The organism is Virgibacillus chiguensis, from assembly GCF_900129865.1.
GTDB classification, from domain to species: Bacteria; Bacillota; Bacilli; order Bacillales; family Amphibacillaceae; genus Virgibacillus; species Virgibacillus chiguensis.
The window spans coordinates 316,620-340,612 of the sequence record NZ_FQXD01000001.1; the positions used below are offsets into that span (position 1 = coordinate 316,620).

Sequence of the window (23,993 nt, forward strand, 5' to 3'; positions counted from 1 at the left end):
TAAATCGTCTGAGTGAGAATGGCAAGACTAAACATAGAAAAACGCTATTCGTGTACCACAAACTAGCACAAAATATAGCGATTTTTTTCGTTTGCATACTTTACAACAATAAGGATTCTCTTCATCTACATTCATTGCTAGCACAAGCCGTAATTACGGCAAAACTCAAATCTCATATGACTTTTCCAACTTGTAGCTTCCAATTCTTAAACGTTCCGATATCAGCTTATGTGGAGCATAAAAAACAACAGAGAGGGATGCTTACAAATAAACAAAGGCATTCCCTCCCTAATCTATATAAACGCTTAGCGAAAAGCCCTAGGAACTATTCACTAAACGATATTTGACTTATTTCTATCATGTCCTCTCTGTTATAAATTATGGATGTTAAGTCTTTCTAGTTTTGGTATGAAAACGTTTATATGTTACAATAAATGAAAACTGGATTTTTTAAATGATTTGGCTTATACTATTGGTGATATGGGAGGGGTTAACATGAACGAATTTGAAAAAGACATTCAGTCTAAAACAAATGACGTCGTTGATAACATTAAAGGCTTTACATTTTCATTTGTATTCTTTTTGTTAATTTTTGCAATCGGGGTAACCATTAGTGTGCTTGGATCTTAATGTAATAAGTAGCTTACATAAAGAGAGACTGTTTACAGTCTCTTTTTTATTGGTCTAGGAATTTATAAAATTTTGCAGCTGTGGATAAACTAACTAAGTTATTTAGCCACGTCCGGCTCCAGCGCCCAGCAACTAGGCGACTTCACTCCATTGCCTTAAGCTAAGTCATCATCGGTTCGTTCTAAATAAGAAGGCCGACTAAAGACGGGCTTGCCGGAGGGCGCCGGCATACTCCTGTTGCAGGAGCATGATTCCTAAAACTTTCGTTGATTCGTTCCACTCGCTACGTTGCTAACCGGGCGCCCTGAGCCTTTGTTCTTTACTATAGGAGAGTGTTTTATCGTACATAAAAGCTGTAGAACGATTTTAACAATAAGCCGAGCTTTTCTCATTGCATGGTGACAATAAATGGCTTGCTTCTAATCAAACACTTTTGCTAACCTAATAAAGTATATGCTCTTGCATGTTATTTCGTTCTTCATACCTAATATTTTGATGGAAGGTAAGGGTGAATTGAAGCACGAAACTAAAAAATTTGTTTACTTCAAGATTTACGTTATTTTCTAATTATAAAATGACCTTCCTTCCCTTTGAATCGATATTGAACAGCGCCATGTAAATCTGTACGCAATATTGTTACTCCTTGTTCTTTAAGTCTTTGCATCACGTCTTGATGAGGGTGTCCGTAAAGATTGTCCCTTCCTACAGAAATCAAACCAATCTCTGGTGAAAGTTGTGAAAGAACTTGTCTATCCGTGGATGTGTCACTGCCATGATGAGCAATTTTTAAAACATCTACAGACAAATTTGGATATTGTTTCACTATCTTCTTTTCTTCTTTTTTTGAAATATCACCAGTAAATAACCATTCTTTTCCTCCCAACGTTGTATGCAATACAATGGAGTTTCCATTTGTATCATTGTTATCTTGAATTGGGGCAAGAACATTAAACCAATGACCAGCGATAGTCACTTTTGAATTCCCTTTTATAGTGGCTAGTTCCACGTCCTCTGTGAGTTGCAGCAAATACAACGCCTTGGTACTAAAAAAAGGGCTAACTACAACCGTATTTACTGCAAAATCTTCCAGTAGGTAAGATACACTTCCAATATGATCTGTATCCTCGTGGGTTAAGATGATAGCATCTAAGTGCTGAATTCCTCGAGAATATAAATATGGCTTTATAATTTGATCATGTACCCGGTCTGAAGGTGCTTGTTCTTGAAATGAAAAAGACGACCCAGCATCAATAAATATCGTTCCTTTACGATAAGGCAATTCAACAACAAATGCATCACCTTGCCCAATATCTAGCATCGTAATTGTCCCATATGGTGATAAATAAGGACGTAAACCATTTAGCGTTAATAACAAAACAAGCATGACCGCAAAACTAAAAGCTTGTTTTAATTTTCCTTTCTCCCATAATTGCATAAAACAAAATAGCAAGACGTAATAGGTAAGTATTATTATCCAAGGTAATGGACCGCTCACCATAGGGTAATGTACATATTCATCAAACCAATAAACTATTTGCATCGCTATTTCGTGAATGTTTAAAAACCAAGTATCCAACAAAGAAATCCAAGGGAAAGGTAGCAAAATAAGCATGAAAAACATGATAGGAATTACAAAAGCGGAGTAATACGGAACCATAAGCAAATTCACAAATATGGAAGCAGGCTGAAATAAAGAGAAGTAATAAAATTGAATTGGTAAAATGGCAATTTGAGCAATAAAGCTAATAGATAACACTTGAGCAAAGCGGCTCTTCGACTGTAATAATATTTGTTTGGACAATAGCAAAGCAAATGTTACTGCAAAGGATAGCTGAAAGCCAACTTGATACATCATATATTTATCTGTAACAAGCAAAAACAAAAATATCAAACTTAAAATATCTGTAACATTCCATTTCCAGCCTGTTTTATGTAGGATAATACCCACACAAGCCATTAAACTCGCCCGTAAAACGGAGGGCTCCCCACCAGCAAGAATAGCATACAAAGGCAAAGATATAAGGATAACCCACTGCGCCCACTCCTTTGTGAGTAGGTTTAATTTAATTAACAAAAAATATACTAGCCCAACTACAATCCCCACATGTAAACCAGAAATAGCAAGTAGGTGACTCAACCCCCAACGTTCAAACAATGCTACGATGTCTTCACTTACATAGGAATCATCTCCAAACACAAGTGCTCGCATCCATCCAGCCGTTTCATTAGTTAAACGCCTATCTATATATCCGAGCACCTTATGTCTAACTCCTTTAAGAACCTGCATTAAACCTGTTTTACTTATACATTTTAATGAATCAATGTCGGTTAACTTTGCTTCATACTTTATTTTTTGTGATAATAAATACTTACGATAGTCAAATTGACCCGGATTTGTAGCAGCGTCTGGTACGTTCCATTCTGCAGTGAATGAACATACAGAGCCATACCGTATAGCTTCGTTATAATCGATCTCCTCGTCTGAAAAATAGGCGACTGCGATTTTTTCATCTGTTTGTTTATCAAGGATCGTAAAAGTAAGGCGGGAAGAAGACTTTTCAACAGAACTTATAATCGTGCCAGATATTGTTGTTGGATCATCAGGAGGAGAGAGTGTGTTATGATTAGGGAGTTCCGGAAGATAAAAGTGGAAAAAGAGAAGAGATAGAATGGATAGCATCACAGTAAGGATGGCTATCCACTTCTTGTAGAATAAATAACATATCCATACCATAAATAGAATGAAAGCAAGACTGTGCAAATTCGTTAACTTAGCCAGCATACTTATCAAAGCAGCAGATGCAACAAAATGCCAATACCCACTCACATTTAATCTCCTTGGACATCTAATTGAAACAGACGTATAGCATCTTCGCTTAAGTTTCTTAACTCATCCGCTTCTAGCACTCCTTCTTCCATTTTTTGAAGAAGTTGTTTTACAAATACTTGTTTTTCCATATAATTCGTATCAACCTTAACATCATCAAGTTCTACTTTTTTTGTTTTTACGCCCGCTTCCGAAAATAGAGAAACAGCGTATGGATGATTATGATAATCCTCTGCATAAATTACTGTTTGTATACCCGATTGTATCAACTGTTTACAGCATTGTAAGCACGGAAAATGAGTGACATAAATATCAGCACCATCTGTAGGAACACCAAACTTTGCACATTGTAGTAATGCATTTGCCTCAGCATGAATCGTTCTCACACAATGTCCATCAATGACGTAACAACCGTCATCAATACAATGGACACTCCCTGACACACTGCCATTATAACCACCAGCTATTATTCGTTTATCTCTTACAATAGTGGCACCGACCATCAGTCTTGTACACGTACTACGAAGAGCCAATAAATGGCTTTGTGCCATAAAATATTGATCCCATGAAATGCGTTCCATTCCTATCTCCCCCTATAATTTCTGTTTTAAAGAATTTCTACTACATGCTAATTAAGCATAGGATTATTTTGATAGTTACTATGGTACTTGAATATCGTCTTCAAGTGACTCTAATGTTTTCTCGCCAATCCCAGAGACTTCTAATAAATCTTCAATTTGTTGGAAAGGACCATTTTCGTCTCGGTATTGCACAATTGCTTCTGCTTTTGCTGGCCCAATTCCATTTAAGGCTTCAATCTCCTCAACAGTAGCTTGATTAATTCTAATTTTAGAAATATCCGTATGTTGCCCATTCGTTAAAGCTGGTGTTCCATTGGCGCCAACGGGCAATACATCAATAACCATTTCATCATGAACTTTTTGGGCTAAATTCACGAGAGACTCATTTGCATTGTTTGTAAATCCGCCAGCAGTTTCAATCGCATCAATGACACGTTCTTCCGTATCCATCTCATACACTCCCGGGTTCTTTACTTCTCCCTTAATATCAACATATATGGAAGAAGTAACATCTTTTTCTTGCCCAGTAGATGAAGGCAGGCTAGGATCTATTGGTTGATCATTCACATCAACCTTCCTTTCCGCTTCATCCTCATCTTTTTCGCCACTCGTTATGAGGAGAACTACAATGATTGCTATAGGAATAGCAATGATAAAAAGAATACGTTTTACTTTATTTGTGTACAAGGGGAATCACTCCTTTTTCTTGCACATAAGCATAGAATCTCAGCGTTTTTTAGCATAAGCTAAACGACAGCTTTTTTCGCCATAGAGATTTGGCCATAAGCAAATTTTTATAAAAAACTAGAGCAAATAACTGCTGTATAATTTACTTCCACAGCAGTTATAAAAACTCCTCTTTGCTTAAAAAAAGCATTTTTATTCACTCTTTTCAGCAAAAAAGAAAATTCGAGCTGTGTTTTCATCAACACTATTAGCTTTTATAGAAAAATCACCATACACTTTTATATTTTGGAAGCCTATTTGCTGTAATAATTTTTTATAAAAATCTACAGAAAAAGTGCGTTGATGATGAAATTCATCAAATCGCGAGTAAGTACCCTTTTCGTTTTTTGAAAAAAAAGTTAGCTCATGATACATCTCACCAATGTGTTCCCCCGCTAAACAAAACCAAATATAACTAGCTTCTTCAGTAACATCAGCAAACGTTTCGTTTATATAGTTTTCCATGACAAACGATAATGCGTGGACATCAAATAAAAAAACTCCTTTTTCACTAAGCGCATCATAAATGTTCTGAAACGTGCGTGCTAACTCCTGTTCAGTTGTTATATAGTTAATTACATCACAAAAACTAACAACGGCATCGAGACCAGTTATGCCGTTTAGTGACCTTACATCTTGACAAACCCATTGAATAGATGTGCCCGTATCTCTACACTTTCTTTCTGCCTTTGACAACATATCTACTGCGTAGTCCACCCCAACTACATGCGGATAAACTTGCGCAAGTCGCCGAGTAATCTCCCCTGTACCGCAACCTACATCTGCTATACATTGAACTTCTCTTCCTTTTAAGAGTTGCTCTGTCCATTGCAACCATTTATCATATGGAGCGTTTTCCATAAATAGGTCATAGCTGTCAGCCATTCTTTCATATACCATCTCTATTTATCCTGATCCATTTCAATGGAATATGTTACAGCATCGCCCCACAGGCGCTCCAAATTGTAGTAGCTTCTTTCATCTTTATGAAAAACATGACAAACTACGTCACCTACATCTACAAGAATCCACCTAGCTTGTTCAAATCCTTCCAGCCGGTGAACAGGGATATTATTTTCTTCCATTTTTTCTTTAATTCCCCTCGCAATTGCTTGCACTTGCCGTTCATTATTGCCATGACAGATTAAAAAATAATCTGCTATTAAAGAAACACCGTTCATATCCAATGCTATAATATTTTCCGCTCGCTTATCGTCACATGCGCGCGCTGCTAATTGTACAACTCGTTCATTTTGCATTAAACAATACCTCCATAACCCAATCTCGTTAAGTAATTATACGCATAAAATGTATCTGGATATACTGTAGCTCCTTTTCCAACTAGAAAATGAATTGTATTGGATAAGGCCATCCAGCATGCTTGTTGTAGATTATTTTCTGCTACTTTCCTCACTTCATTCACTCCTGGAAAGCTTCTTCCTGGTTCTATGTAATCCGCTAAGAAAATAATCATTTCAAACTTGTTCATATTTGCCGCTCCAGTAGTATGATACCTTATAGCTCCTTGTATTACTTTATCCTTTATTCCTAGCTCTTTTTCAATTAAGAGTGCACCAACTGGTCCATGCCAAAGCTCATGATGAAATGCAAGCAAATCTTTCGGTAATGTAGATGACTTAATCCAGCGTGCTAATTCTTCTTGAGGACGATACTTTGCATAATCATGCAATACACCTGCTAACTCCAACTTACGTACATCTTCACCAGATCGATCCGCTAACATTTTAGCTGTTTCAGCAACTCGTAAAGAATGTTCATATCGTTCTTTTGTTAAGTGGGGTTTTACTTTCTCTTTCGCTAATTCAATGTCCATATAAATGATGCTCCTTTATATACTGATGAACAGAATGTGGCAACCAATATTGTACGGAAGTTCCTTCTATACACCTTTTACGTAGGACAGTTGAAGAAATTTCTATTAACGGAATATCTACGATGTAAATCGGAAACGCACTTTCCGTTGAATAATTAGAGCGTTTAACTCCAACAAAAGTTACCAGATTTTTTAATTCCTCTATTTGATACCAATTAGGTAAATATTCAACCATATCTCCACCAATAATAAAATAAAATTTCTTATCAGAGTGACGTTTTCTTAGCTCTTTTATCGTATCAATGGTATAAGATTTTCCAGTCCGTTCTAACTCAATTGTATCCACTTTAAAATAAGGATTGCCTTGAATAGCAAGTCTGATCATTTTCAGTCGATGTTCTGGCTTCGTTTTTACATTGCTTTTATGAGGTGGCGTATAAGAAGGGATAAACCAAACCTCCTCTAAATCTAAAGCGAGGCGTACCTCTTCTGCAATGATTAAATGACCCATATGAGGTGGATCAAATGTACCTCCTAATATTCCTATGCGCTTCATAATCTCATCCTTTATGGTAATACAATGTGCTTGTTTTCTGTTGACTCTTTATAAAGGACAATATTATTTCCAATAATTTGCACAACCTCAGCACCTGTTCCTTCTGCTAATTGTTCGGCAACAATTGTTTTGTCCTCTAAACAGTTTTGTAAAATACTTACTTTTAATAGTTCCCTTTTTTCTAAAACATCTGTTATTTGTGTAACCATATTTTCATTTACGCCTGTCTTACCAACCTGAAAAATAGGTTTTATTTGATTTGCTCTTGCTCGTAAGAATCGTTTTTGTTTTCCTGTTAGCATGTTATCTTCCTTTCAAAATCTGTTTTAATTCTTCATCCATTTGCCCTATATTTGGTTTTCGACCTGTCCATAATTCAAAAGCATATTGCGCTTGGTATAGAAGCATGGTGTGTCCATAATGAATTTGTGCGCCACTTTGTTCTGCTCTCTGTAAAAAATTCGTTCTGATCGGTTGATATACGATATCACTGTAAATGGGTACAGGCGAAAAGTTTGTATCATCTGATAAAACAGATTGATCAACTTGCGGTTTCATTCCTACAGAAGTTGTTTGAATGACAATATCATAGTCATGCAAACGCTGTTCCACATCCTTAAAGGAATATACTTGTGACTGATGTTTGTGACGCCCACAAATCATTACCGCTTTTTCTTTCGTTCGATTAGCTATATCTACTCTTTTAAAGCCCACCTCTTCAAGCGCTGCAAAAATCCCTTTAGCAGCACCACCAGCACCAAGAATAAGCGCTCGTTTAGTGACTTTTTTCAATAAGTTAGGAAACTTGGAATTTAACGAACGAACGTATCCCTTGCCGTCCGTATTATAACCAATCCACTTACCATTCCTATTCACCACCGTATTGACTGCTCCAATTTTTAAAGCTACAGGATCAATATCATCTAAATAAGAGATAATCTTCTCCTTGTAAGGTACTGTTATATTAAAACCATCTACCCTAGACGATTTAAGCTGTCCTATAAATGCCTCAAAAGAATCTTCTGGAGTTACTTCATAGATACAGTAATCCCCTTCCATTCCCGTTGTTTTCATAAATTGCTTATGAATCCATGGCGAAAGCGAGTGTTTAATAGGATAACCAATTAACCCAAACATATATGCCACAACCTACCCCCCTAGTTGAATGATTGCCTAATAGAAACAGCAACACCTTTTGGTCGATGCGCAGTTACTGTAGCACCATCACCTAAGATGCTGACCCAGCCTAAACCAGGAAAAACAATATCATACTTTCCCGCATCTATTCGAAATGTGTCCGAAATCATAGGTGGTATTTGATCGATGGACTCCATGGATGGAGGCGTCAATAGTTCACCGAGATGATTTTCAAATAGTTCATCTGCTTTTTCTAATTTTGTACGATGTATAGAAACTTGATTAGAAAAATAACAGACAAAGGACTGTTTGTCTCCTTTTATAAAATCTAATCGAGCTAATCCGCCAAAAAACAAAGTTTGTCCATCATTCAATTGGTAAACTCTAGGTTTTATCTCTTTGTTTGGTGTAATCAGTTTTAAGTCTTTAGCAGAAATATAATGAGCCATTTGCTCCTTATTTACAATACCTGGTGTATCGATGAGAGCTGAATGGTTATCTAAAGGAATTTCAATAAAACCCAATGTCGTTCCTGGAAAATAAGAAGTAGTAATCACATCACGATAGCCTGTCGATTCTTTAATTAATCGGTTAATAAACGTGGACTTTCCAACATTTGTTGTACCCACAATATAAACGTTATCACCATTTCTAAATTGTTCCATTGTCTCTGCAAGTTCACTTATCCCGTGCCCTTTTGTTGAGGAGATTAAACAAGCATCAGCTACATTTACCCCCATTTGTTTAGCTTGCGCGCGTAACCACTGTAGTAATTTTCTTGTATTAACTGATTTAGGAAGCAAATCGACTTTATTACCTACTAACAAAATCGATTTATTTCCAACTATTCTCGGTAAAGCTTTAATTAAACTTCCAGCTACATCAAAGATATCGACTACATGTACTACTAACCCAGATGTATCCCTAATAGAACTTACCATTTTTAAAAAATCATCATCGGTAATTGCAACATCTTGAATTTCATTATAGTGCTTTAAACGAAAGCACCTCTGACATAGAATATTTTCCTTTGTCATGGATGAGGCAGGCGTATAACCTGGTTGGTTCTTTGCAGTTGTTTGAATGCGTATACCACAACCTTGACAATATATTGTTTCCATCGTTGCTTATTCCTCCCAGCTTATTTTCCCCTTTTTTCGCATATATGCAAGAATACGGCGCTCAATTTTACGATTAAATCTTGTTATCTTCCCGTCTGATTGCACAATGGGGACGACTAGAATTGTATAAAAACCAGCCATATTTCCTCCGAGTACATCCGTTAAAATTTGATCCCCGATAACGGCAATTTCTTCTTCTTTTAAATTCATTTTTTTAGCTGTTGTTTTAAACGCCTTGCTTAACGGTTTGCGAGCACTGAATACAAAAGGGGTATCGAGCGGCTCAGAAAACACGCTTACTCGCTCTCGATTATTGTTAGAAATTATGGTTACGCTAATGTCATGTTCTTTCATTAACTTAAACCATTCTACCACTTCAGAAGTAGCTTCTTTAACGTCCCAGGCAACCAAAGTATTATCTAAATCAGTAATAATACCTTTTATCCCTTTTCCCTTCAATAATTCAGGATGAATCTCAAATATACTTTTCACATGCTCATTCGGTAAAAACTTTTTCAACACACTTTCACACCTCATTACAGTCAGTTGATCCATAGGAATACATATAAAAACAGATGAATCGTCATTTCATCATATATTCTGCAATATAATGCTTGTTTTAAAATGTTTTGCTAGTCCAACAAGCAAATTACTCATTCCTACATACATACAAGAAAACAATTATACCCTAATCCTATAACAACTCGCTACAATAATAAAGAAATTTTATTTTCCAAGCAAAAATTAATAAAAGCAAATGGATTCGTTTCAGAACGTTGTATAAAGAGATTGTTAACAAATATTTTTCTTTTCCAAGAATACCCTTATATTGTAGCCATCTCATTTATCTCTTTTTAAACTTGTATTCACAAGATCTTTGTTCTTCTTTAGTCACTTATTTTTAACAATTTTGCTTATACATTGATTTTCGACATCTCAACAAAATGTATATGAACAAATTTCAGCAAAATAGGTTTTGGTGATTAGAGACTATGCATAAATACCTACTTTATATACATAAATCGTTCGACAAATACTTTCATTTTCTGCATTGTGGATAACTTTATTAACAATTTTCGAGTTGATTTAACTGCATTTATTACACTTTTCTACCATTTATACACAAGTTATCTACAGACCATTGTAGATAACTTACACCTTGTCCGGCTGCTAGGTTCATGATAAATTATTAGTAACTTTATTACAGAAGATTTCCACTTCTAAGGGGGCTGTATTTATGGAACATTTGTCGGATGAATTATTACTCGAATCATATATTACAGCAAATGAATTAAATTTAAGCCCTGATTTTCTCTTGTTAATTGAAGAAGAGATTCATAGAAGGCATTTGTCACATAAAATAAAAGATACAAAATCAGGTTAATGAATTACCCACTATATTAAATATGAAGAAACTCGAAAACCCTTGAAGAATTTGTGATTTCTAAGGGTTTTTTATTTTTATCAACCCTTTATTGTGTTAAAATATTTCTTGGATGAAGCTTGATATACAATGGTATACAAACTCGCACAAATACCATTTTGTTTGGCTAAACCATTTGTTGCACGTAAAAAGAATTTAATCCCCATTTGAAAGTTGTACCGCAATGCTCATTCGTTATAAGGAATTATCAGAGGTGGGCTTTCTTTCATCTTGGCTGTTTGTTTGCTAAACATATACCAAGCATATCGTTGCTAACCACTCTTTTTGGCATTATCGATTCTCCAACCTTTGAAGTGGGGTTCTAACAGCTCCTTATATGTGAAATAAATAATGAGACCCATTTAGTATAAAAATAACAACAAATGATTAAATATCCGACTTTGGAGAAGGATATTTACATGTACCACTTATAGGGAATAGGTGGTTTAGCCCTTTTGTCATATCAAGTAATGAAAAACATAATAGAAAACCGTTTTAGTTGGTGAAGGAGGAATTCCGGTCAAATGATATTTGCAGTTCTTATTCCACTGCTTATTGCATGCTTTATTCCTGCATTAAGTAAATTGAAAGAAAAAATACATACAGGGATCTTCGTTTTTTTTATACCCTTTTTGATTTTCCTATACTTTGTTACTTTTATAGGCAATGACTTTACTCCAACCATGGAACAATATAACTGGATTCCATCTTTAGGCATTAACTTTGATTTATATTTAGATGGTCTAAGTTTATTATTCGTTCTATTGATTAGCGGAATTGGTTCCCTAGTCGTCCTTTACTCCATCTATTATCTTGACAAGTCTGAACGCCTTGGACATTTTTATGTGTATTTGCTCATGTTTATGAGCGCAATGCTTGGCGTAGTGCTATCGGATAATATATTTGTGCTTTATACGTTTTGGGAATTAACGTCGATATCCTCGTTCTTATTAATTGGGTACTGGCATTTTAAAGAGCGTTCTCGCTATGGTGCATTAAAATCCATGCTCATAACTGTATTTGGCGGGTTAAGTATGCTCGGCGGCTTTATTCTGCTGTACGTCGTTACAGGTACAACAAGCATACAACAAATGATTACCCAAGTGGATTTTATTTTAAATAGCAATTATTTGCCACTTATTCTAGGCTTCATACTATTAGGTGCATTTACAAAGTCTGCCCAATTTCCATTTCACATTTGGCTACCTGACGCAATGGAAGCACCAACACCTGTTAGTGCTTATTTACATTCAGCCACCATGGTAAAAGCAGGGCTTTTTCTTGTAGCTCGTTTTTCGCCGATTTTCTCTGGGTATGAAGCGTTTTTTATTATTGTAAGTGTATTTGGAATCGCAACATTGTGTTGGGGCGCTTATATGTCTGTAAGACAAACAGACTTAAAGGCTATTTTAGCTTTCTCTACCATTAGCCAGCTTGGAATGATTATGGCGATGCTAGGTTTTGGCACAAAAGCAGCCGTTTTTGCAGCTGTTTTCCATATATTAAATCATGCGACATTCAAGGGTAGTCTATTTATGGTAGCTGGGATTGTTGATCATGAAACTGGAACTCGAGATATTCGAAAACTTGGCGGACTGGCTACCTTAATGCCCGTTACTGCTACATTAGCCATGTTTGGAACATTTTCTATGGCGGGAGTCCCATTACCATTTCTAAATGGCTATTATAGTAAAGAACTGTTTTTTGAAGCCTCACTAGGATTAGGTGCTGACTTTTGGAGTCAAACTATCCCATTTTTAGCAGTTCTAGGCAGTATTTTTACATTTGTCTATTCCATGTATTTGTTCTTCGGGACATTTACTGGAAAAAAACATTTGGATAAACTACCAAAGAAACCACACGAAGCACCTATCGGCATGCTTATATCACCGATCATTCTTGTAGTTGGCGTCATTACAATTGGTTTGTTTCCAAATATGGTTAACTCATCCTTTTTACAACATGCAGCGGCTGCGATCAACAGTTCTGTAACCTATAAAGACGTTACTTTTTGGCATGGATTTATTCCACCTTTTAAAATGTCGTTAGCAGTTGTTGGAATAGGTACAGTGTTATTTTTAACTCGGAAAAAATGGCAAGGAATTTATCAATTTTTGCCTGGTAAAGTAAGCTTTAATCGTATATATGACGGGATTTTAAATCAGATCGGTCAAGTTTCTACTCGCATTACGAATTACTATATGACTGGTTCATTAAGAACATATATGTCTTTAATTCTTGGCACAATGCTCATTGTTTCGTTCCTATTTATGTTTTTAACAGACGGTTTTGCATTTAGCACAAACGAGTTAGCTAATATTTCATTTATCGAGGTTGCTGTTGTAGGAATTATGATTATTGCAGCAATCGCTACTATCTATATGAATCATAATGTAGCTGCCATCTTAGTAGTCGGAGTAGTTGGTTTCGGCGTGGCTATCCTATTTGTTATTTATCGCGCACCAGATATTGCTCTAACGCAATTAGTTATTGAAACAATTACTGTGGCACTCTTTTTACTTTGCTTTTACCATTTACCGAAGTTGCGCAAATCATCTGACACACCAAGAACAAAACTGATGAATGCAATTATTTCTATCGGGTTTGGAACGTTAATTACTTTAGTGGCGATATCTAGTCATAGTAGTAGGTGGTTCGAATCAATAGCAAATTACTTTGTAGAAAACTCAAAACCATTGGGCGGCGGATATAATATTGTTAACGTAATTTTGGTTGATTTTCGTGGGTTAGATACCTTATTCGAAATCGCTGTGTTAGGCATTGCTGCATTAGCTATCGTCGGCCTTATTAAATATAAAAAGAATAAGGAGGCAGAATAACCATGGAGATTATTACATCTATATTAGCCGGAGTTTTGTTTGCAACCGCCATCTATAATATGTTGCAAAAGCAATTGCTTCGCATCGTTATAGGTACAGCATTACTTTCCCACGGAGCCCATATCCTTATTTTTACAATGGGGAAATTAAAAACTGGCCAGCCCCCTATTTTGACAGATGGGATCGAAAATTATACCGATCCGCTACCTCAGGCTTTAATCCTAACGTCTATTGTGATTAGTTTTGGGGTAACCAGTTTACTTTTAGTGTTAGCTTATAGATCGACTCAAGAAAACGGTACGGACAATATGGAAGAATTAAGGGGTAACGAAAATGAGTAATTTAGTAATACTACCAATTATCATCCCAATGATAGCAGCTATCGTTCTTATCTTTTTTAATAAAAGTGTTCGCATATCCAGAGCACTAACGAAGCTGTTTTCAATCATTAGTTTAGCAACAGCTGGCTATATTACTTGGTACGTACTTGAACATGGCACAATTATATTGCAAACAGGAGATTGGATGGCTCCTTATGGAATTGTTTTAGTCATGGATGGCTTAGCTGCCATACTAGTTTTAACAACGAATGTAATTAGTACTGCCTGTGCATTCTACGCTCCCTATGCTGGTTTAGAAAAAAGAGAACGGTTTTATTTCTATCCATTTTTCTTTTTTCTTATTACTGGTGTGTCTGGCGCATTTATAACCGGTGATTTATTTAACCTATTTGTATTCTTTGAAGTGTTATTAATGGCTTCTTACGGTTTAATTGTATTAGGAGGCGGAAAAGTTCAATTAAGAGAATCGCTGAAATATCTATTAATTAACTTATTTTCATCGATGTTATTTGTTACCACTGTTGCACTTTTATATGCCGTTGTTGGAACAGTGAATATGGCACAAATTGCCGAACGCGTACAAGAAGTGGAACAACAAGGTATTATTACAACGATTGGGATATTACTGTTTTTCGTTTTTGCTACGAAAGCAGCATTATTCCCACTTTATTACTGGCTACCGAAGTCATACATTGTACCGAATCCTGTTATTTCGGCTTTATTCGGCGCGTTGCTAACAAAAGTTGGGATTTACTCTATCTTACGAGTATTTTCACTTATTTTTGTTTATCAAACAGATTTAACCCATGAAATGTTTATTTGGATAGCTGGTCTATCGATGATTTTTGGCATCATTGGTGCATTGTCTACTTCAAATATTAAATTGATTATCGCTTATAACATTATTCCTGCCATTGGATTTATCCTTTTAGGAATTGGGGTTCTGAACGAATCTGGAATTAGTGGCTCCATATACTATCTTATCAACGATATGATCATTAAAACTGCACTATTTTTACTAGTAGGTATCATAGCCTATGTAGCTGGAACATCCGATTTACGCAAAATGGGTGGGCTTATTCATTACTATCCTTCTTTAGGTTGGCTATTGTTTTTATCTGCTGCCGTATTAGCGGGACTCCCACCTTTTAGCGGGTTTATCGGCAAATTGTTATTACTGAAGGGTGCCTTTGAAGAAGGAGAAATCGCTATCGTTATTATCGGTTTGCTAACGAGTCTGCTCATCCTTTATTCCGTTGTAAAAATATTTATTAACGGATTTTGGGGAGATAAAGAAACAATGGGTACTATTATTAAGAAGCCTATTAACGGCTTAATGGCTCCCGTTGTCGCTTTATTAACGATATCTGTATTGCTTGGAGTTGGAGCAGAATTGTTTTATCCGAGTATTGAGTCAATAGCTGCTTATTTACTTGATCCGGAAATTTATATTGATTCTGTGCTAAAGGAGTAATGAATTATGGCTTTTCAAATTGTAATTAATTTAATTATCGCCTTTATGTGGATGTTCTTAAGTGAATCTTATTCTGTTCCAAGCTTTATTGCTGGATATCTATTAGGGATTTTACTCTTGTTTCTTTTACGTCGCTTTATACCAGACACGTTCTATTTTCGAAGAGTGCTAAAGATCGTTAGCTTGATCTTCCTGTTTATAAAAGAGTTACTCTCTTCAAACATTGAAATTGTAAAACTTGTTTATTCACCGAAACCAAATTTTGAACCAGCAATATTTGAGCTGCCAACAGAGTTGAAAAGTAATTGGGAAATTACCTTGTTAGCGAATTTAATTTCTCTCACTCCAGGTACGTTATCCGTTGCTGTATCGCGTGATAACACAAAATTGTTCATTCATGGAATGGATATTGCCGATAACAATGAGGCTATCGGTTCCATAAAGAACACATTTGAAAAAGCAATCATGGAGGTGACAAGATGACGAATATATTAACAACGACAGACAATATATTACAAGTAGCAATCGTGATCTCGTTTATTGGTATATCACTATCATTAGCTCTTCTTTTATATCGTGTTATATCTGGTCCTACACTACCTGATCGAGCGGTTGCATTAGATGCCATTGGTATTAACTTAATGGGGCTAGCAGGCTTAATGTCAATCTACTTGATAACAACAAAGTTAAATGACGTCATTTTGCTCATTGGAATCCTTGCATTCCTTTCAACACTTGCCATTGCAAAATACCTAGAAAAGGGTGTTATCATTGATAGAGACGTGGATTAATATTATTTTAAACCTTATCGTTGCTTTATTCATTTTAGCGGGCACCTTTTTTATACTATCTGCGTCAATTGGCGTCGTTCGCTTTCCTGATGTTTATACAAAATTACACGCAGCAACAAAAGCATCTACATTAGGAATCGCTTTTATTCTTATTGGAGCTTTTACGTATTTATATTTAGAGCATTCTATTGTTAGTGGTAAGTTGCTATTAGCAATCGTATTTATCATGTTAACAGCTCCCGTAGGTGCACATATGATGGGGAGAGCTGCACACTCATCAGGAGTAAAGCCATATTTAAAAAACCAAAAAGATGCATATGAAGAAGCTGTAGAAGAGTATAAAAAAAGAAATATGTATTAGAAAGCCGTCGTTTTTCTTTCAAACTATAAACCAAAAAATATTAAATTGCCTATAGTGAAAAAGCAATGGATTCCTTCATGGATTCTCATTGCTTTTTCTATGAGTAGCCTCCTTGTTTAACTGCTAATCGTTTGAAAGCAGTTTAATGGTAAACCTTTGCCCTCCAGCGATCCATTTTAACAACATCCTATCTTGGGGGACTACTCTTCCAATCACATTTACTCGTCTATCTTTAGGCAAATCGCGTGTAGTTATTTGCACTTCACCCTGGTACCTTTGATAATGCTCATTATCAATTGTTATTGAACCTATACAACGTTCTACACAATTAACAGGAACAATCTTCATAGCTCCTATTGAGGCATATTGTCTCGACTCAACAGAACGAATACAGTCGCGTGCGCGATCAACGCGGTTTGTATGCGTCCCTTTTACCAAATCTACACCTAATTGAGGTATTGCTGGATTTGGTGTTACATGAAGAAGGATTTCATTTTTTTGGTAGCCAGAAAACTGTTCGAACGTACGATCACTAACACCTCTATCTCCAATCAAAATTTTATCAACCATTCCCTTATGACTAAGCTCTAAATATGCAGCAAAAGGAGACGTCGATCTGTGAGCTTCTAACGTTGGTAATGTTGCAAAAATGGGGCCTCTTAACTTTTCATCTCCTGGTATAAACGCCATGACAGATAATCCTTCTTGTTTTAACCATCTATTTTTTTTAATAAAATCATCCCAGCCAATGCCAGTTTCCGGGCGTGGATAAAAATTATGCCATGCTTCAACCATAGAAATATCTAGCCCTTTTTGTTTTAATGTTTCCAAAACATGCGGCGTTAATGTACTTGCATTAAGAGCGACCTTCATCTCTTTTGAGAGGTATACAATCGTATCCTCGTCAATTCCATAATCAACGCGCAGACCAGTTAGTCCCCAATTTACTAACTCAGAAGCTGTCTCCCAGTCAAACCCTAAAGTAATAAGTGAAGTTGGAGAAATATCAACCATTAGTTCCATATTTAATTGCTTTGCTATCTTTCCTAATGCTTGTAACTGGTGTTTATACATAGCTGGATCCTCTTCTGGTATATGCAGAGAGGTAAAAATAGACGTAAACCCTTTTTCATTCATTTTCTTTATGTAAGTGGACTGTTCTTCCACACTTTGTTCACCAATATATACAGAAATGCCTAGCATGAATATCACCCTTTTTTATTATCGCTATTTACCAAGGGGCTTTAATAAACTTACCCCTTGGTAACAGTCAAATAACTTTATATTTTATATATCTTTAGCCATATCTTCTTTAAAGCCGAACAAATAAGTGAAAATAAAACCTCCAGCATATGAAATTACTAAACCTAAGAAATATAATATATACTTTCCATCATCAATAAGCGGAATCAATGACAAACCTGAAACACCGATGCCTTTAGCTGCAGTTTGCATGACAGCTTGAAATCCGCCCCCAATTGCCGCTCCCATACATGCGGTTAAAAACGGCCGTCCTAAAGGCAATGTCACGCCATAAAGCAAAGGTTCGCCAATTCCTAAAAATCCTACTGGAAGACCACCTTTAATAATATTTCGTAAGCGTTTATTTTTGGTTTTCACATAAATAGCCATTGCTGCTCCCACTTGCCCTGCTCCGGCCATCGCTAAAATAGTAAGTAATGCCGTATTATCAAATGTATTAATCAGCTCTAAATGAATGGGGGTTAATCCATGGTGTAATCCAACCATTACTAACGGAAGGAAGAAACCTGCTAATACTGCACCAGAAATAAATCCCCCCATATCGATTAAGGATGTTAATCCATCTGTTATGCCATCAGATAAGACTCCGGCAACTGGCATAACTACATATAAAGAAGCAAAACCAACAATTAAAACCGTAATTAAAGGAGTGAAAATAATATCTACGGCTGCTGGAATAATTTTTCGAACTCGTTTTTCTAAAAATGTCATTAACCAAGCTGCAAAGATGACTCCGAATAAGCCCCCCCTACCAGGAACTAACGCTTCCCCATATATGGTAATATCAGCAAGCATCGGATTAAATAAAATCATACCAGCAATGGCACCTAATACAGGTGTGCCTCCAAACTCTTTTGCGGTATTCCATCCTACTAATACAGCTAAATACGTAAAAATAGCGCCTCCAAAAACAAGCAAGATTTGCATCCATGTCGTTTCTGGATCAACACCCGCATTTTTTGCAAAGTTAGCACCGCCATTAATAATACCTGAGGCAACTAACCCAGGAATTAATGGAATAAAAATATTACCTAATCGACGTAGAAAATTTTTAAAAGGCGTTTTATTTCTTTGCTTTATTTCCTGCTTTTGTAATGCTGCTTTTTCTTCAAACGTCAAGTTTTCATCATCTGGACCTTGCTCCTCGCCAATGCCTAATTTAGTTATTTCACTAACTTTCTCCGCAACACGATTAACAGTTCCTGGTCCAATCACAATCTGTAATGTTTCGTCCACAACAACTCCCATGACACCGTTTACATTTTTTAAAGCACTGATGTCTGCTTTTCCATCATCTTTAAGCTTAAGCCTTAGTCTTGTCATACAATGGCTAACTTGTTTTATGTTTTCTTTTCCACCAATAAACTGTAAAATATCCTGCGTTAGTTTTTCTTCCTTTTTCATTATCTCTTCTCCCCTTTCATTAACGCTTTTTGTACAAAAACGCCCGCTTGGAGAACATTCTCTTTTGCTTTGTCATAGGAGCATTGTAGTAATATCATTATGATAACAATCTTGAAATTAATTTTGGACTTACGTAAATAATCTTTTGCTTCTTTGTGATCTACTCCTATAGCATCCATCATGAGGCATATTAATCTCGCTACTAATTTCTCGTTATCAATCATTAAATCTTGATATACTCTACCAACACCTATCATTGAAGCTGTGGAGATTATATTTAACACCATCTTCTGCGGCCGTACCTACTTCTAAATGTTTTGCTCATTACCGCCCCCTTGTTACTGGAAACATGAACCTTTTTTGCGTTTATTTTCATATGCTAAAAGCCCCTATAACATAAGGCGTTCTCCCACTAACTACAACCTCTATCAACGCATCTGCCTGTGTGAGGTTTCTCCTTTGTAAATCATTTCATCTTATCCTTCGTCATCTTGCGCTCCTTCCACCTTTTTGAAAAGATGTAATTACAAGCTGAACAGCTCGTTCTATTATTAAAAGTTGCGTATCTATAACATTTGCAACCTGTTTATCTTCTTTATTCATATTACTAAAAATTTTAAATGGCATCGAACCAATTTTGTAAGTGTATTCATTTCTTATTCTGTCGTTAGTTTTTCCAACATATGATTCATTCCCTTCTTTTACTATTAGTATAACATAATTTAAAAGAATAAATTATATTATATTATTTATTTATAAAATTATATTTCATCATTTGTGTTTTTACTGTAAAAATGATTACGATCCTCTTTCTTTTTCACCTGTAACGTCTAAGTATTATATAATACAACCTCTACTATTTTTCCCGTCCATTTAAAGAATATATGTCGTAATTGCTTGGACAAATACCTATATACATCTATGTATATATACAATACGGTAAAACGCATTAAGAATTTACTTTAATGATGCGAACCTTCAACCATCTTCATATATTTATTGCATGAACATAGCAAAACCTATTTAGGACAGACACTTTATTCCTCCAAGCTTCATAGTATAAACATATGGGCTAATGACTACTGAGTAAGTACATCAAGGAGGAGGATATATTTGTCCGGCATTTTAAGTGCGCTCGCTTTACTTATTAAAGAAGCGATGTTCTTTGTTTCTTATGTTAAAAATCACGCTTTTCCCCAACCTCTACCACCTGACGAAGAAAAAAAATACATCCAGCGAATGCAGGACGGAAGCGAAACAGCGCGAAACAAACTCATTGAACATAATCTTCGGCTCGTAGCACATATTGTAAAAAAATTTGAAAATACGGGAGAAGATGCTGAAGATCTTATCTCTATTGGAACCATTGGTTTGATTAAAGGGGTGGAAAGTTATTCGCCTGGAAAAGGTACAAAACTTGCTACTTATGCAGCCCGGTGTATTGAGAATGAAATATTAATGCACTTACGGGCATTAAAGAAAATAAAGAAAGATGTTTCGCTGCATGACCCAATTGGTCAAGATAAAGAAGGAAATGAAATTAGCCTTATTGATATCTTAGAAGCTGAAAATCAAAATATTATCGAATTTATCCAATTGAATATGGAAATTGAAAAAATGGAAGACTATTTTGCGATTTTAGATAAACGTGAACGAGAAGTGATTGTTTATCGGTACGGATTAAACGATGAAAAAGAACTAACACAACGAGAAATTGCCAGAAAATTGAACATATCTAGAAGTTACGTTTCTCGAATTGAAAAACGAGCTTTAATGAAAGTATTTCATGAATACTACAGAAAAGAACATAGAGGTAAAAGGGATAAAAAAGAAAGCTAACGTTAAAAGTTTAGCTTTCTTTTTTTGTGTGAGTTAGTCCCCAAATCCTACCCTTGCCGCAAACTTATAACATAGAGTATGAAGCTAGCAATCATCAAACAAATAACTAAGAAAAGAGAAGAAACCCAACTGAGGTAAAGATATCACGGTAAAGCACGAACCGATGATGACTTAGCTTAAGCGATTCGTAAATTCGCCTAGTTACTAGACGACGGAGCCGAGAAGTTTATTGGTATTATACACGAGCCACTCACTTTATACTTTGTTAAAAAAGGCTATTTATCATTTATTTGGGAAGTATTGTTAAACATCTACAGGATAAAGGGGAAATTTTTTCATCATAGATAGTGGCTCGCGCTCTTGGTAACCATGGTGGTTTCTTATCTAACAAAAAATTTGTTGCTTACCTTGAAATGAATCATCGTATACTCGTAGCTTGCACGAATAGTGTATGAAATTATAAAGAAATATCATTTTTATGAAAATATATAATTTTTATAAAAAATAGTATATAATACGTATCAACCGCTGTTATGAAAAAGATGATTTCTTCCTCTACTTGTAGCTATTATAGTTGCGATTTGTGAATTATTTTGTAAAAACTTAAACATGAAGAAAGAAGGTTAAAGCGAAATGGATATATTCATATTTATTTTTTTAATTATATTTATGCTACATAATTTAGAAGAGATTATAATGGTTGAAAGATGGATGAAAAAAACATATCCACGGGTGAAACATAAAGTACCTCCATTTATGCAAAAAGAATTAGATGATTTTAAGGATATAACAGCTGCACAATTTGCAATTGTAGTTTTTGGGGTGTCGATACTTGCATCTATCTTGCTTTTAATATCAATAACAAATGAACAATATTATTTGTTTTTAGGGATTAGTTTGGCTTTCGCTATTAATATCTTTTCTCATCCGTTACAATCGCTTTTATTATGGTGTTACACTCCAGGAGTAATTACAAGTATATTTCTAATAATCCCTTATTATATTTTACTCTTTAACCATCTCTACGCAACAGACATGGTTAACTTAAACATGTTTTTAGGTGCGTTAGTAGTAGTAACTTTATTTATACTAGTATTTCTTTTTAGCCAAAAAATCGGAAAAAAAAATGAGAGGAATCCTATAAAATCTAACTGTCCACTAAGATTCTTTTCTGTTCTGGAACATAGCTTTTCATCCTAAAAAACAAATCGTCTATAAAAAGAACGTAAATTTTAATTTCAAACGTATGTCCACACCATTTAACGGCTTTGGAAATATATTTAAGTAAGGAGTGTGATAACATGAAAACTGCTATTGTAAGGCTTGTTGCACTAAGCTTTTTATTGCTTAACCAAGCTTTAATCACCTTTGGCTATCAGCCCTTACCATTTAACGAGGAAGAAATTTATGAAATTGTTTCTACAATAGCTACTACATTAATGGCCATATATGCATGGTGGAAAAATAATAATGTTACTAAAAAAGCGCAAGAAAATGAAAAATTCCTAAAAGAAAATGGAATGAAATAATATTATATGTACGAATAGGATGATGAAGGTAGCACGATTAACAAAGGAGGATTGCTACCTTCATCATCCTTCTTTTATGTACTAACGAAATATTGAAATAGTTCTCTACTGACTACAGTTTGTAAAAAACCGCTTGACAGAAATATTTAACAAGTTTTTTTAATAAACACTGTACTACGCACTAACTCAGCTCCATGTATTTTTATGACTAAAGCTTAAAACCTGAAAATGCTACCCTTTTCCAAAGTGCAAAAAACGCTAAGCATTTATTGCATTAGCGTTCATCTAGCTTTCTTTTTATTTGACGTTGTTGATATGCCAGCCAAAATCCAGCACTTAATGAAACGAGTGTTAAACCAATAAGAACAATACCATCTTCAGAAGGTCTCAAATACGTATTAATGATAGCACCTAAAAATAAATACATAGATAAGATTAATAACGCACCTATAAACCGTTGGTAATCTATATATTTATATTTCAATCTCTGTTTATTATCCATTAACATTACCTCCTAGTTCTATGATTATCCTAACATAAATTACGTATTTCATAGGGATGTAATTATTGGAATAAACAAATTTGCCAATGTTTCTTACTCGTATTGCAAAACTTTAGTTTGATTGTATAAACTTCATGATGATATTAGCAGCATTTGTGGCTGCAGTATTTAAAAAGGCGTCGAAAGAAATTGAGGATTCTTTTCCAGCAATATCAGAAAGCGCACGTATAATAACAAATGGTGTAGCATATTGGTAACATACTTGTGCTATCGCAGCTGCCTCCATTTCTGCAGCTATCATAGTAGGAAACTTTTCACGAACAAATGTAACACGTTCTCTATCACTCATAAACGAATCACCAGTCGCAATAATTCCCTTTTCATATGAGATGTCTAGATCTGTCAATACATTTACTACTTTTGCGACCAAGTTGACATCTGCATCATACATTGCAGGCATTTGCGGCACTTGGCCGTAAGCGTAATCGAATGCGGTTGCGTCTACATCATGATGGACAACTTGTGTCGAGATAACTACATCTCCTATGTTTAAATCTGTAGCAAATCCTCCTGCAGATCCAGTGTTAATAATGTAGTTTGGAGCAAATCGTTCATGCAGGATGGTTGTTGCCATCGCAGCATTCACTTTACCAATACCGGATTGAAGCAAAACAACCTCTTTATCATATAATTGCCCTTCAATAAATAAACAGTTTGCTACTTCTAACTCTTTTTTAATATACATTGCATCTTTTAAGAAAGCAATTTCTTCATCCATTGCTCCAATAATTCCTATTGTCATCCAAATACCTCC

At 35.4% G+C, this 23,993-nt stretch carries 28 protein-coding genes; 11 read left to right on the forward strand and 17 right to left on the reverse strand.

Going from position 1 to position 23,993, the window contains the following annotated elements:
* Positions 1–495: 495 nt before the first annotated feature.
* On the forward strand, positions 496–630 hold the full coding sequence (locus tag BUB45_RS01645) for a YqzM family protein (protein WP_072740890.1): 135 nt from the start codon (positions 496–498) through the stop codon (positions 628–630).
* Positions 631–1,186: 556 nt separating this feature from the next.
* Here the strand turns inward: BUB45_RS01645 and BUB45_RS01650 are convergent.
* The 11 genes from BUB45_RS01650 to BUB45_RS01700 all read right to left on the reverse strand — a co-directional run bounded on the left by BUB45_RS01650 (position 1,187) and on the right by BUB45_RS01700 (position 9,934).
* Positions 1,187–3,457, reverse strand: a complete 2,271-nt coding sequence (locus BUB45_RS01650; protein ID WP_073004516.1) for a DNA internalization-related competence protein ComEC/Rec2 — start codon at positions 3,455–3,457, stop codon at positions 1,187–1,189.
* A gap of 2 nt (positions 3,458–3,459) precedes the next feature.
* Positions 3,460–4,038: a ComE operon protein 2 gene (locus tag BUB45_RS01655; protein ID WP_073004518.1), complete on the reverse strand. Its 579-nt coding sequence runs from the start codon at positions 4,036–4,038 to the stop codon at positions 3,460–3,462.
* Between the two features lie 78 nt (positions 4,039–4,116).
* Positions 4,117–4,725, reverse strand: coding sequence for a ComEA family DNA-binding protein (locus tag BUB45_RS01660; protein ID WP_073004520.1), 609 nt, complete (start codon positions 4,723–4,725; stop codon positions 4,117–4,119).
* Between the two features lie 192 nt (positions 4,726–4,917).
* Entirely contained in the window at positions 4,918–5,664 is a 747-nt protein-coding gene (locus BUB45_RS01665; protein WP_073004521.1) for a class I SAM-dependent DNA methyltransferase, read from the reverse strand.
* Between the two features lie 2 nt (positions 5,665–5,666).
* Positions 5,667–6,023 carry a ribosome silencing factor gene (gene rsfS / locus BUB45_RS01670; RefSeq protein ID WP_073004523.1) on the reverse strand — a complete coding sequence of 119 codons (357 nt, stop codon included), beginning with the start codon at positions 6,021–6,023 and terminating at the stop codon, positions 5,667–5,669.
* Positions 6,023–6,598 (reverse strand): bis(5'-nucleosyl)-tetraphosphatase (symmetrical) YqeK, encoded by a 576-nt coding sequence (yqeK, locus tag BUB45_RS01675; protein ID WP_073004524.1) that lies wholly within the window; start codon positions 6,596–6,598, stop codon positions 6,023–6,025. The genes rsfS and yqeK overlap by 1 nt, the downstream gene beginning before the upstream one ends.
* Positions 6,588–7,154, reverse strand: coding sequence for a nicotinate-nucleotide adenylyltransferase (locus BUB45_RS01680; RefSeq protein WP_073004526.1), 567 nt, complete (start codon positions 7,152–7,154; stop codon positions 6,588–6,590). Before BUB45_RS01680 ends, yqeK begins: the two co-directional genes overlap by 11 nt.
* An 11-nt stretch (positions 7,155–7,165) precedes the next feature.
* Positions 7,166–7,456, reverse strand: coding sequence for a ribosome assembly RNA-binding protein YhbY (gene yhbY / locus BUB45_RS01685; protein ID WP_073004528.1), 291 nt, complete (start codon positions 7,454–7,456; stop codon positions 7,166–7,168).
* Between the two features lies 1 nt (position 7,457).
* Positions 7,458–8,300 carry a shikimate dehydrogenase gene (gene aroE / locus BUB45_RS01690; RefSeq protein ID WP_425303948.1) on the reverse strand — a complete coding sequence of 281 codons (843 nt, stop codon included), beginning with the start codon at positions 8,298–8,300 and terminating at the stop codon, positions 7,458–7,460.
* An 11-nt stretch (positions 8,301–8,311) separates the two neighbouring features.
* Positions 8,312–9,412: a ribosome biogenesis GTPase YqeH gene (gene yqeH / locus BUB45_RS01695; protein ID WP_073004529.1), complete on the reverse strand. Its 1,101-nt coding sequence runs from the start codon at positions 9,410–9,412 to the stop codon at positions 8,312–8,314.
* Between the two features lie 6 nt (positions 9,413–9,418).
* A complete protein-coding gene (locus tag BUB45_RS01700) occupies positions 9,419–9,934 on the reverse strand; it encodes a YqeG family HAD IIIA-type phosphatase (RefSeq protein ID WP_073004531.1) in 516 nt (171 codons plus the stop codon).
* 715 nt (positions 9,935–10,649) lie between these two features.
* Between BUB45_RS01700 and sda the strand changes: the two genes are divergently transcribed.
* The 7 genes from sda (at position 10,650) to mnhG (ending at position 16,642) form a co-directional block, all read left to right on the forward strand.
* A complete protein-coding gene (gene sda / locus BUB45_RS01705; protein WP_073004533.1) occupies positions 10,650–10,796 on the forward strand; it encodes a sporulation histidine kinase inhibitor Sda in 147 nt (48 codons plus the stop codon).
* A gap of 563 nt (positions 10,797–11,359) precedes the next feature.
* Positions 11,360–13,675, forward strand: a complete 2,316-nt coding sequence (locus tag BUB45_RS01710) for a Na+/H+ antiporter subunit A (RefSeq protein WP_073004535.1) — start codon at positions 11,360–11,362, stop codon at positions 13,673–13,675.
* Positions 13,676–13,677: 2 nt separating this feature from the next.
* On the forward strand, positions 13,678–14,016 hold the full coding sequence (locus tag BUB45_RS01715; RefSeq protein ID WP_073004536.1) for a Na(+)/H(+) antiporter subunit C: 339 nt from the start codon (positions 13,678–13,680) through the stop codon (positions 14,014–14,016).
* Entirely contained in the window at positions 14,009–15,490 is a 1,482-nt protein-coding gene (locus BUB45_RS01720) for a Na+/H+ antiporter subunit D (protein ID WP_073004538.1), read from the forward strand. The genes BUB45_RS01715 and BUB45_RS01720 overlap by 8 nt, the downstream gene beginning before the upstream one ends.
* Before the next feature lie 6 nt (positions 15,491–15,496).
* Complete coding sequence (locus BUB45_RS01725) at positions 15,497–15,973, forward strand: Na+/H+ antiporter subunit E (RefSeq protein WP_073004540.1); 477 nt, start codon at positions 15,497–15,499, stop codon at positions 15,971–15,973.
* A complete protein-coding gene (locus BUB45_RS01730) occupies positions 15,970–16,281 on the forward strand; it encodes a Na(+)/H(+) antiporter subunit F1 (RefSeq protein ID WP_073004541.1) in 312 nt (103 codons plus the stop codon). Before BUB45_RS01725 ends, BUB45_RS01730 begins: the two co-directional genes overlap by 4 nt.
* Positions 16,262–16,642: a monovalent cation/H(+) antiporter subunit G gene (gene mnhG / locus BUB45_RS01735; RefSeq protein ID WP_073004543.1), complete on the forward strand. Its 381-nt coding sequence runs from the start codon at positions 16,262–16,264 to the stop codon at positions 16,640–16,642. The genes BUB45_RS01730 and mnhG overlap by 20 nt, the downstream gene beginning before the upstream one ends.
* Positions 16,643–16,765: 123 nt before the next feature.
* On the opposite strand, the gene BUB45_RS01740 is transcribed toward mnhG, so the two are convergent.
* From BUB45_RS01740 to BUB45_RS20075, 4 genes are all read right to left on the reverse strand, one after another.
* Positions 16,766–17,845, reverse strand: a complete 1,080-nt coding sequence (locus tag BUB45_RS01740) for a DUF871 domain-containing protein (protein ID WP_073004545.1) — start codon at positions 17,843–17,845, stop codon at positions 16,766–16,768.
* Between the two features lie 84 nt (positions 17,846–17,929).
* A complete protein-coding gene (locus BUB45_RS01745) occupies positions 17,930–19,309 on the reverse strand; it encodes a PTS transporter subunit EIIC (RefSeq protein ID WP_073004547.1) in 1,380 nt (459 codons plus the stop codon).
* Positions 19,309–19,593, reverse strand: coding sequence for an N-acetylmuramic acid 6-phosphate etherase family protein (locus tag BUB45_RS01750; protein ID WP_212590738.1), 285 nt, complete (start codon positions 19,591–19,593; stop codon positions 19,309–19,311). The genes BUB45_RS01745 and BUB45_RS01750 overlap by 1 nt, the downstream gene beginning before the upstream one ends.
* A 202-nt stretch (positions 19,594–19,795) precedes the next feature.
* On the reverse strand, positions 19,796–19,936 hold the full coding sequence (locus BUB45_RS20075; RefSeq protein WP_212590739.1) for a hypothetical protein: 141 nt from the start codon (positions 19,934–19,936) through the stop codon (positions 19,796–19,798).
* Positions 19,937–20,422: 486 nt separating this feature from the next.
* Here BUB45_RS20075 and sigK point away from each other — a divergent pair, with 486 nt between their 5' ends.
* The 3 genes from sigK (at position 20,423) to BUB45_RS01765 (ending at position 22,677) form a co-directional block, all read left to right on the forward strand.
* On the forward strand, positions 20,423–21,148 hold the full coding sequence (gene sigK, locus BUB45_RS01755; protein ID WP_073004551.1) for an RNA polymerase sporulation sigma factor SigK: 726 nt from the start codon (positions 20,423–20,425) through the stop codon (positions 21,146–21,148).
* A 633-nt stretch (positions 21,149–21,781) separates the two neighbouring features.
* Positions 21,782–22,348, forward strand: a complete 567-nt coding sequence (locus BUB45_RS01760) for an HXXEE domain-containing protein (protein ID WP_073004553.1) — start codon at positions 21,782–21,784, stop codon at positions 22,346–22,348.
* 101 nt (positions 22,349–22,449) lie between these two features.
* Positions 22,450–22,677, forward strand: a complete 228-nt coding sequence (locus tag BUB45_RS01765) for a phage holin (RefSeq protein WP_073004555.1) — start codon at positions 22,450–22,452, stop codon at positions 22,675–22,677.
* Between the two features lie 274 nt (positions 22,678–22,951).
* Here BUB45_RS01765 and BUB45_RS01770 read toward each other — a convergent pair whose 3' ends face one another.
* On the reverse strand, positions 22,952–23,179 hold the full coding sequence (locus tag BUB45_RS01770) for a YrhC family protein (RefSeq protein ID WP_073004556.1): 228 nt from the start codon (positions 23,177–23,179) through the stop codon (positions 22,952–22,954).
* Between the two features lie 112 nt (positions 23,180–23,291).
* Entirely contained in the window at positions 23,292–23,981 is a 690-nt protein-coding gene (gene mtnN, locus BUB45_RS01775) for a 5'-methylthioadenosine/S-adenosylhomocysteine nucleosidase (RefSeq protein WP_073004558.1), read from the reverse strand.
* Between the last annotated feature and the right edge of the window lie 12 nt (positions 23,982–23,993).

What these genes read in the sequence shown, in the direction of transcription:
- BUB45_RS01765 (WP_073004555.1), top strand. Translation starts at nt 22,450, where the DNA reads ATGAAAACTGCTATTGTAAGGCTTGTTGCACTAAGCTTTTTATTGCTT.
- sda (WP_073004533.1), top strand. Translation starts at nt 10,650, where the DNA reads ATGGAACATTTGTCGGATGAATTATTACTCGAATCATATATTACAGCA.
- BUB45_RS01655 (WP_073004518.1), bottom strand. Translation starts at nt 4,038, where the DNA reads ATGGAACGCATTTCATGGGATCAATATTTTATGGCACAAAGCCATTTA.
- rsfS (WP_073004523.1), bottom strand. Translation starts at nt 6,023, where the DNA reads ATGCAAAATGAACGAGTTGTACAATTAGCAGCGCGCGCATGTGACGAT.
- BUB45_RS01710 (WP_073004535.1), top strand. Translation starts at nt 11,360, where the DNA reads ATGATATTTGCAGTTCTTATTCCACTGCTTATTGCATGCTTTATTCCT.
- BUB45_RS01730 (WP_073004541.1), top strand. Translation starts at nt 15,970, where the DNA reads ATGACGAATATATTAACAACGACAGACAATATATTACAAGTAGCAATC.
- BUB45_RS01645 (WP_072740890.1), top strand. Translation starts at nt 496, where the DNA reads ATGAACGAATTTGAAAAAGACATTCAGTCTAAAACAAATGACGTCGTT.
- BUB45_RS01740 (WP_073004545.1), bottom strand. Translation starts at nt 17,845, where the DNA reads ATGCTAGGCATTTCTGTATATATTGGTGAACAAAGTGTGGAAGAACAG.
- BUB45_RS20075 (WP_212590739.1), bottom strand. Translation starts at nt 19,936, where the DNA reads ATGCCATTTAAAATTTTTAGTAATATGAATAAAGAAGATAAACAGGTT.
- BUB45_RS01715 (WP_073004536.1), top strand. Translation starts at nt 13,678, where the DNA reads ATGGAGATTATTACATCTATATTAGCCGGAGTTTTGTTTGCAACCGCC.
- yhbY (WP_073004528.1), bottom strand. Translation starts at nt 7,456, where the DNA reads ATGCTAACAGGAAAACAAAAACGATTCTTACGAGCAAGAGCAAATCAA.
- yqeH (WP_073004529.1), bottom strand. Translation starts at nt 9,412, where the DNA reads ATGGAAACAATATATTGTCAAGGTTGTGGTATACGCATTCAAACAACT.
- BUB45_RS01770 (WP_073004556.1), bottom strand. Translation starts at nt 23,179, where the DNA reads ATGGATAATAAACAGAGATTGAAATATAAATATATAGATTACCAACGG.
- BUB45_RS01665 (WP_073004521.1), bottom strand. Translation starts at nt 5,664, where the DNA reads ATGGTATATGAAAGAATGGCTGACAGCTATGACCTATTTATGGAAAAC.
- BUB45_RS01760 (WP_073004553.1), top strand. Translation starts at nt 21,782, where the DNA reads ATGGATATATTCATATTTATTTTTTTAATTATATTTATGCTACATAAT.
- BUB45_RS01680 (WP_073004526.1), bottom strand. Translation starts at nt 7,154, where the DNA reads ATGAAGCGCATAGGAATATTAGGAGGTACATTTGATCCACCTCATATG.
- BUB45_RS01725 (WP_073004540.1), top strand. Translation starts at nt 15,497, where the DNA reads ATGGCTTTTCAAATTGTAATTAATTTAATTATCGCCTTTATGTGGATG.
- yqeK (WP_073004524.1), bottom strand. Translation starts at nt 6,598, where the DNA reads ATGGACATTGAATTAGCGAAAGAGAAAGTAAAACCCCACTTAACAAAA.
- mtnN (WP_073004558.1), bottom strand. Translation starts at nt 23,981, where the DNA reads ATGACAATAGGAATTATTGGAGCAATGGATGAAGAAATTGCTTTCTTA.
- BUB45_RS01745 (WP_073004547.1), bottom strand. Translation starts at nt 19,309, where the DNA reads ATGAAAAAGGAAGAAAAACTAACGCAGGATATTTTACAGTTTATTGGT.
- BUB45_RS01720 (WP_073004538.1), top strand. Translation starts at nt 14,009, where the DNA reads ATGAGTAATTTAGTAATACTACCAATTATCATCCCAATGATAGCAGCT.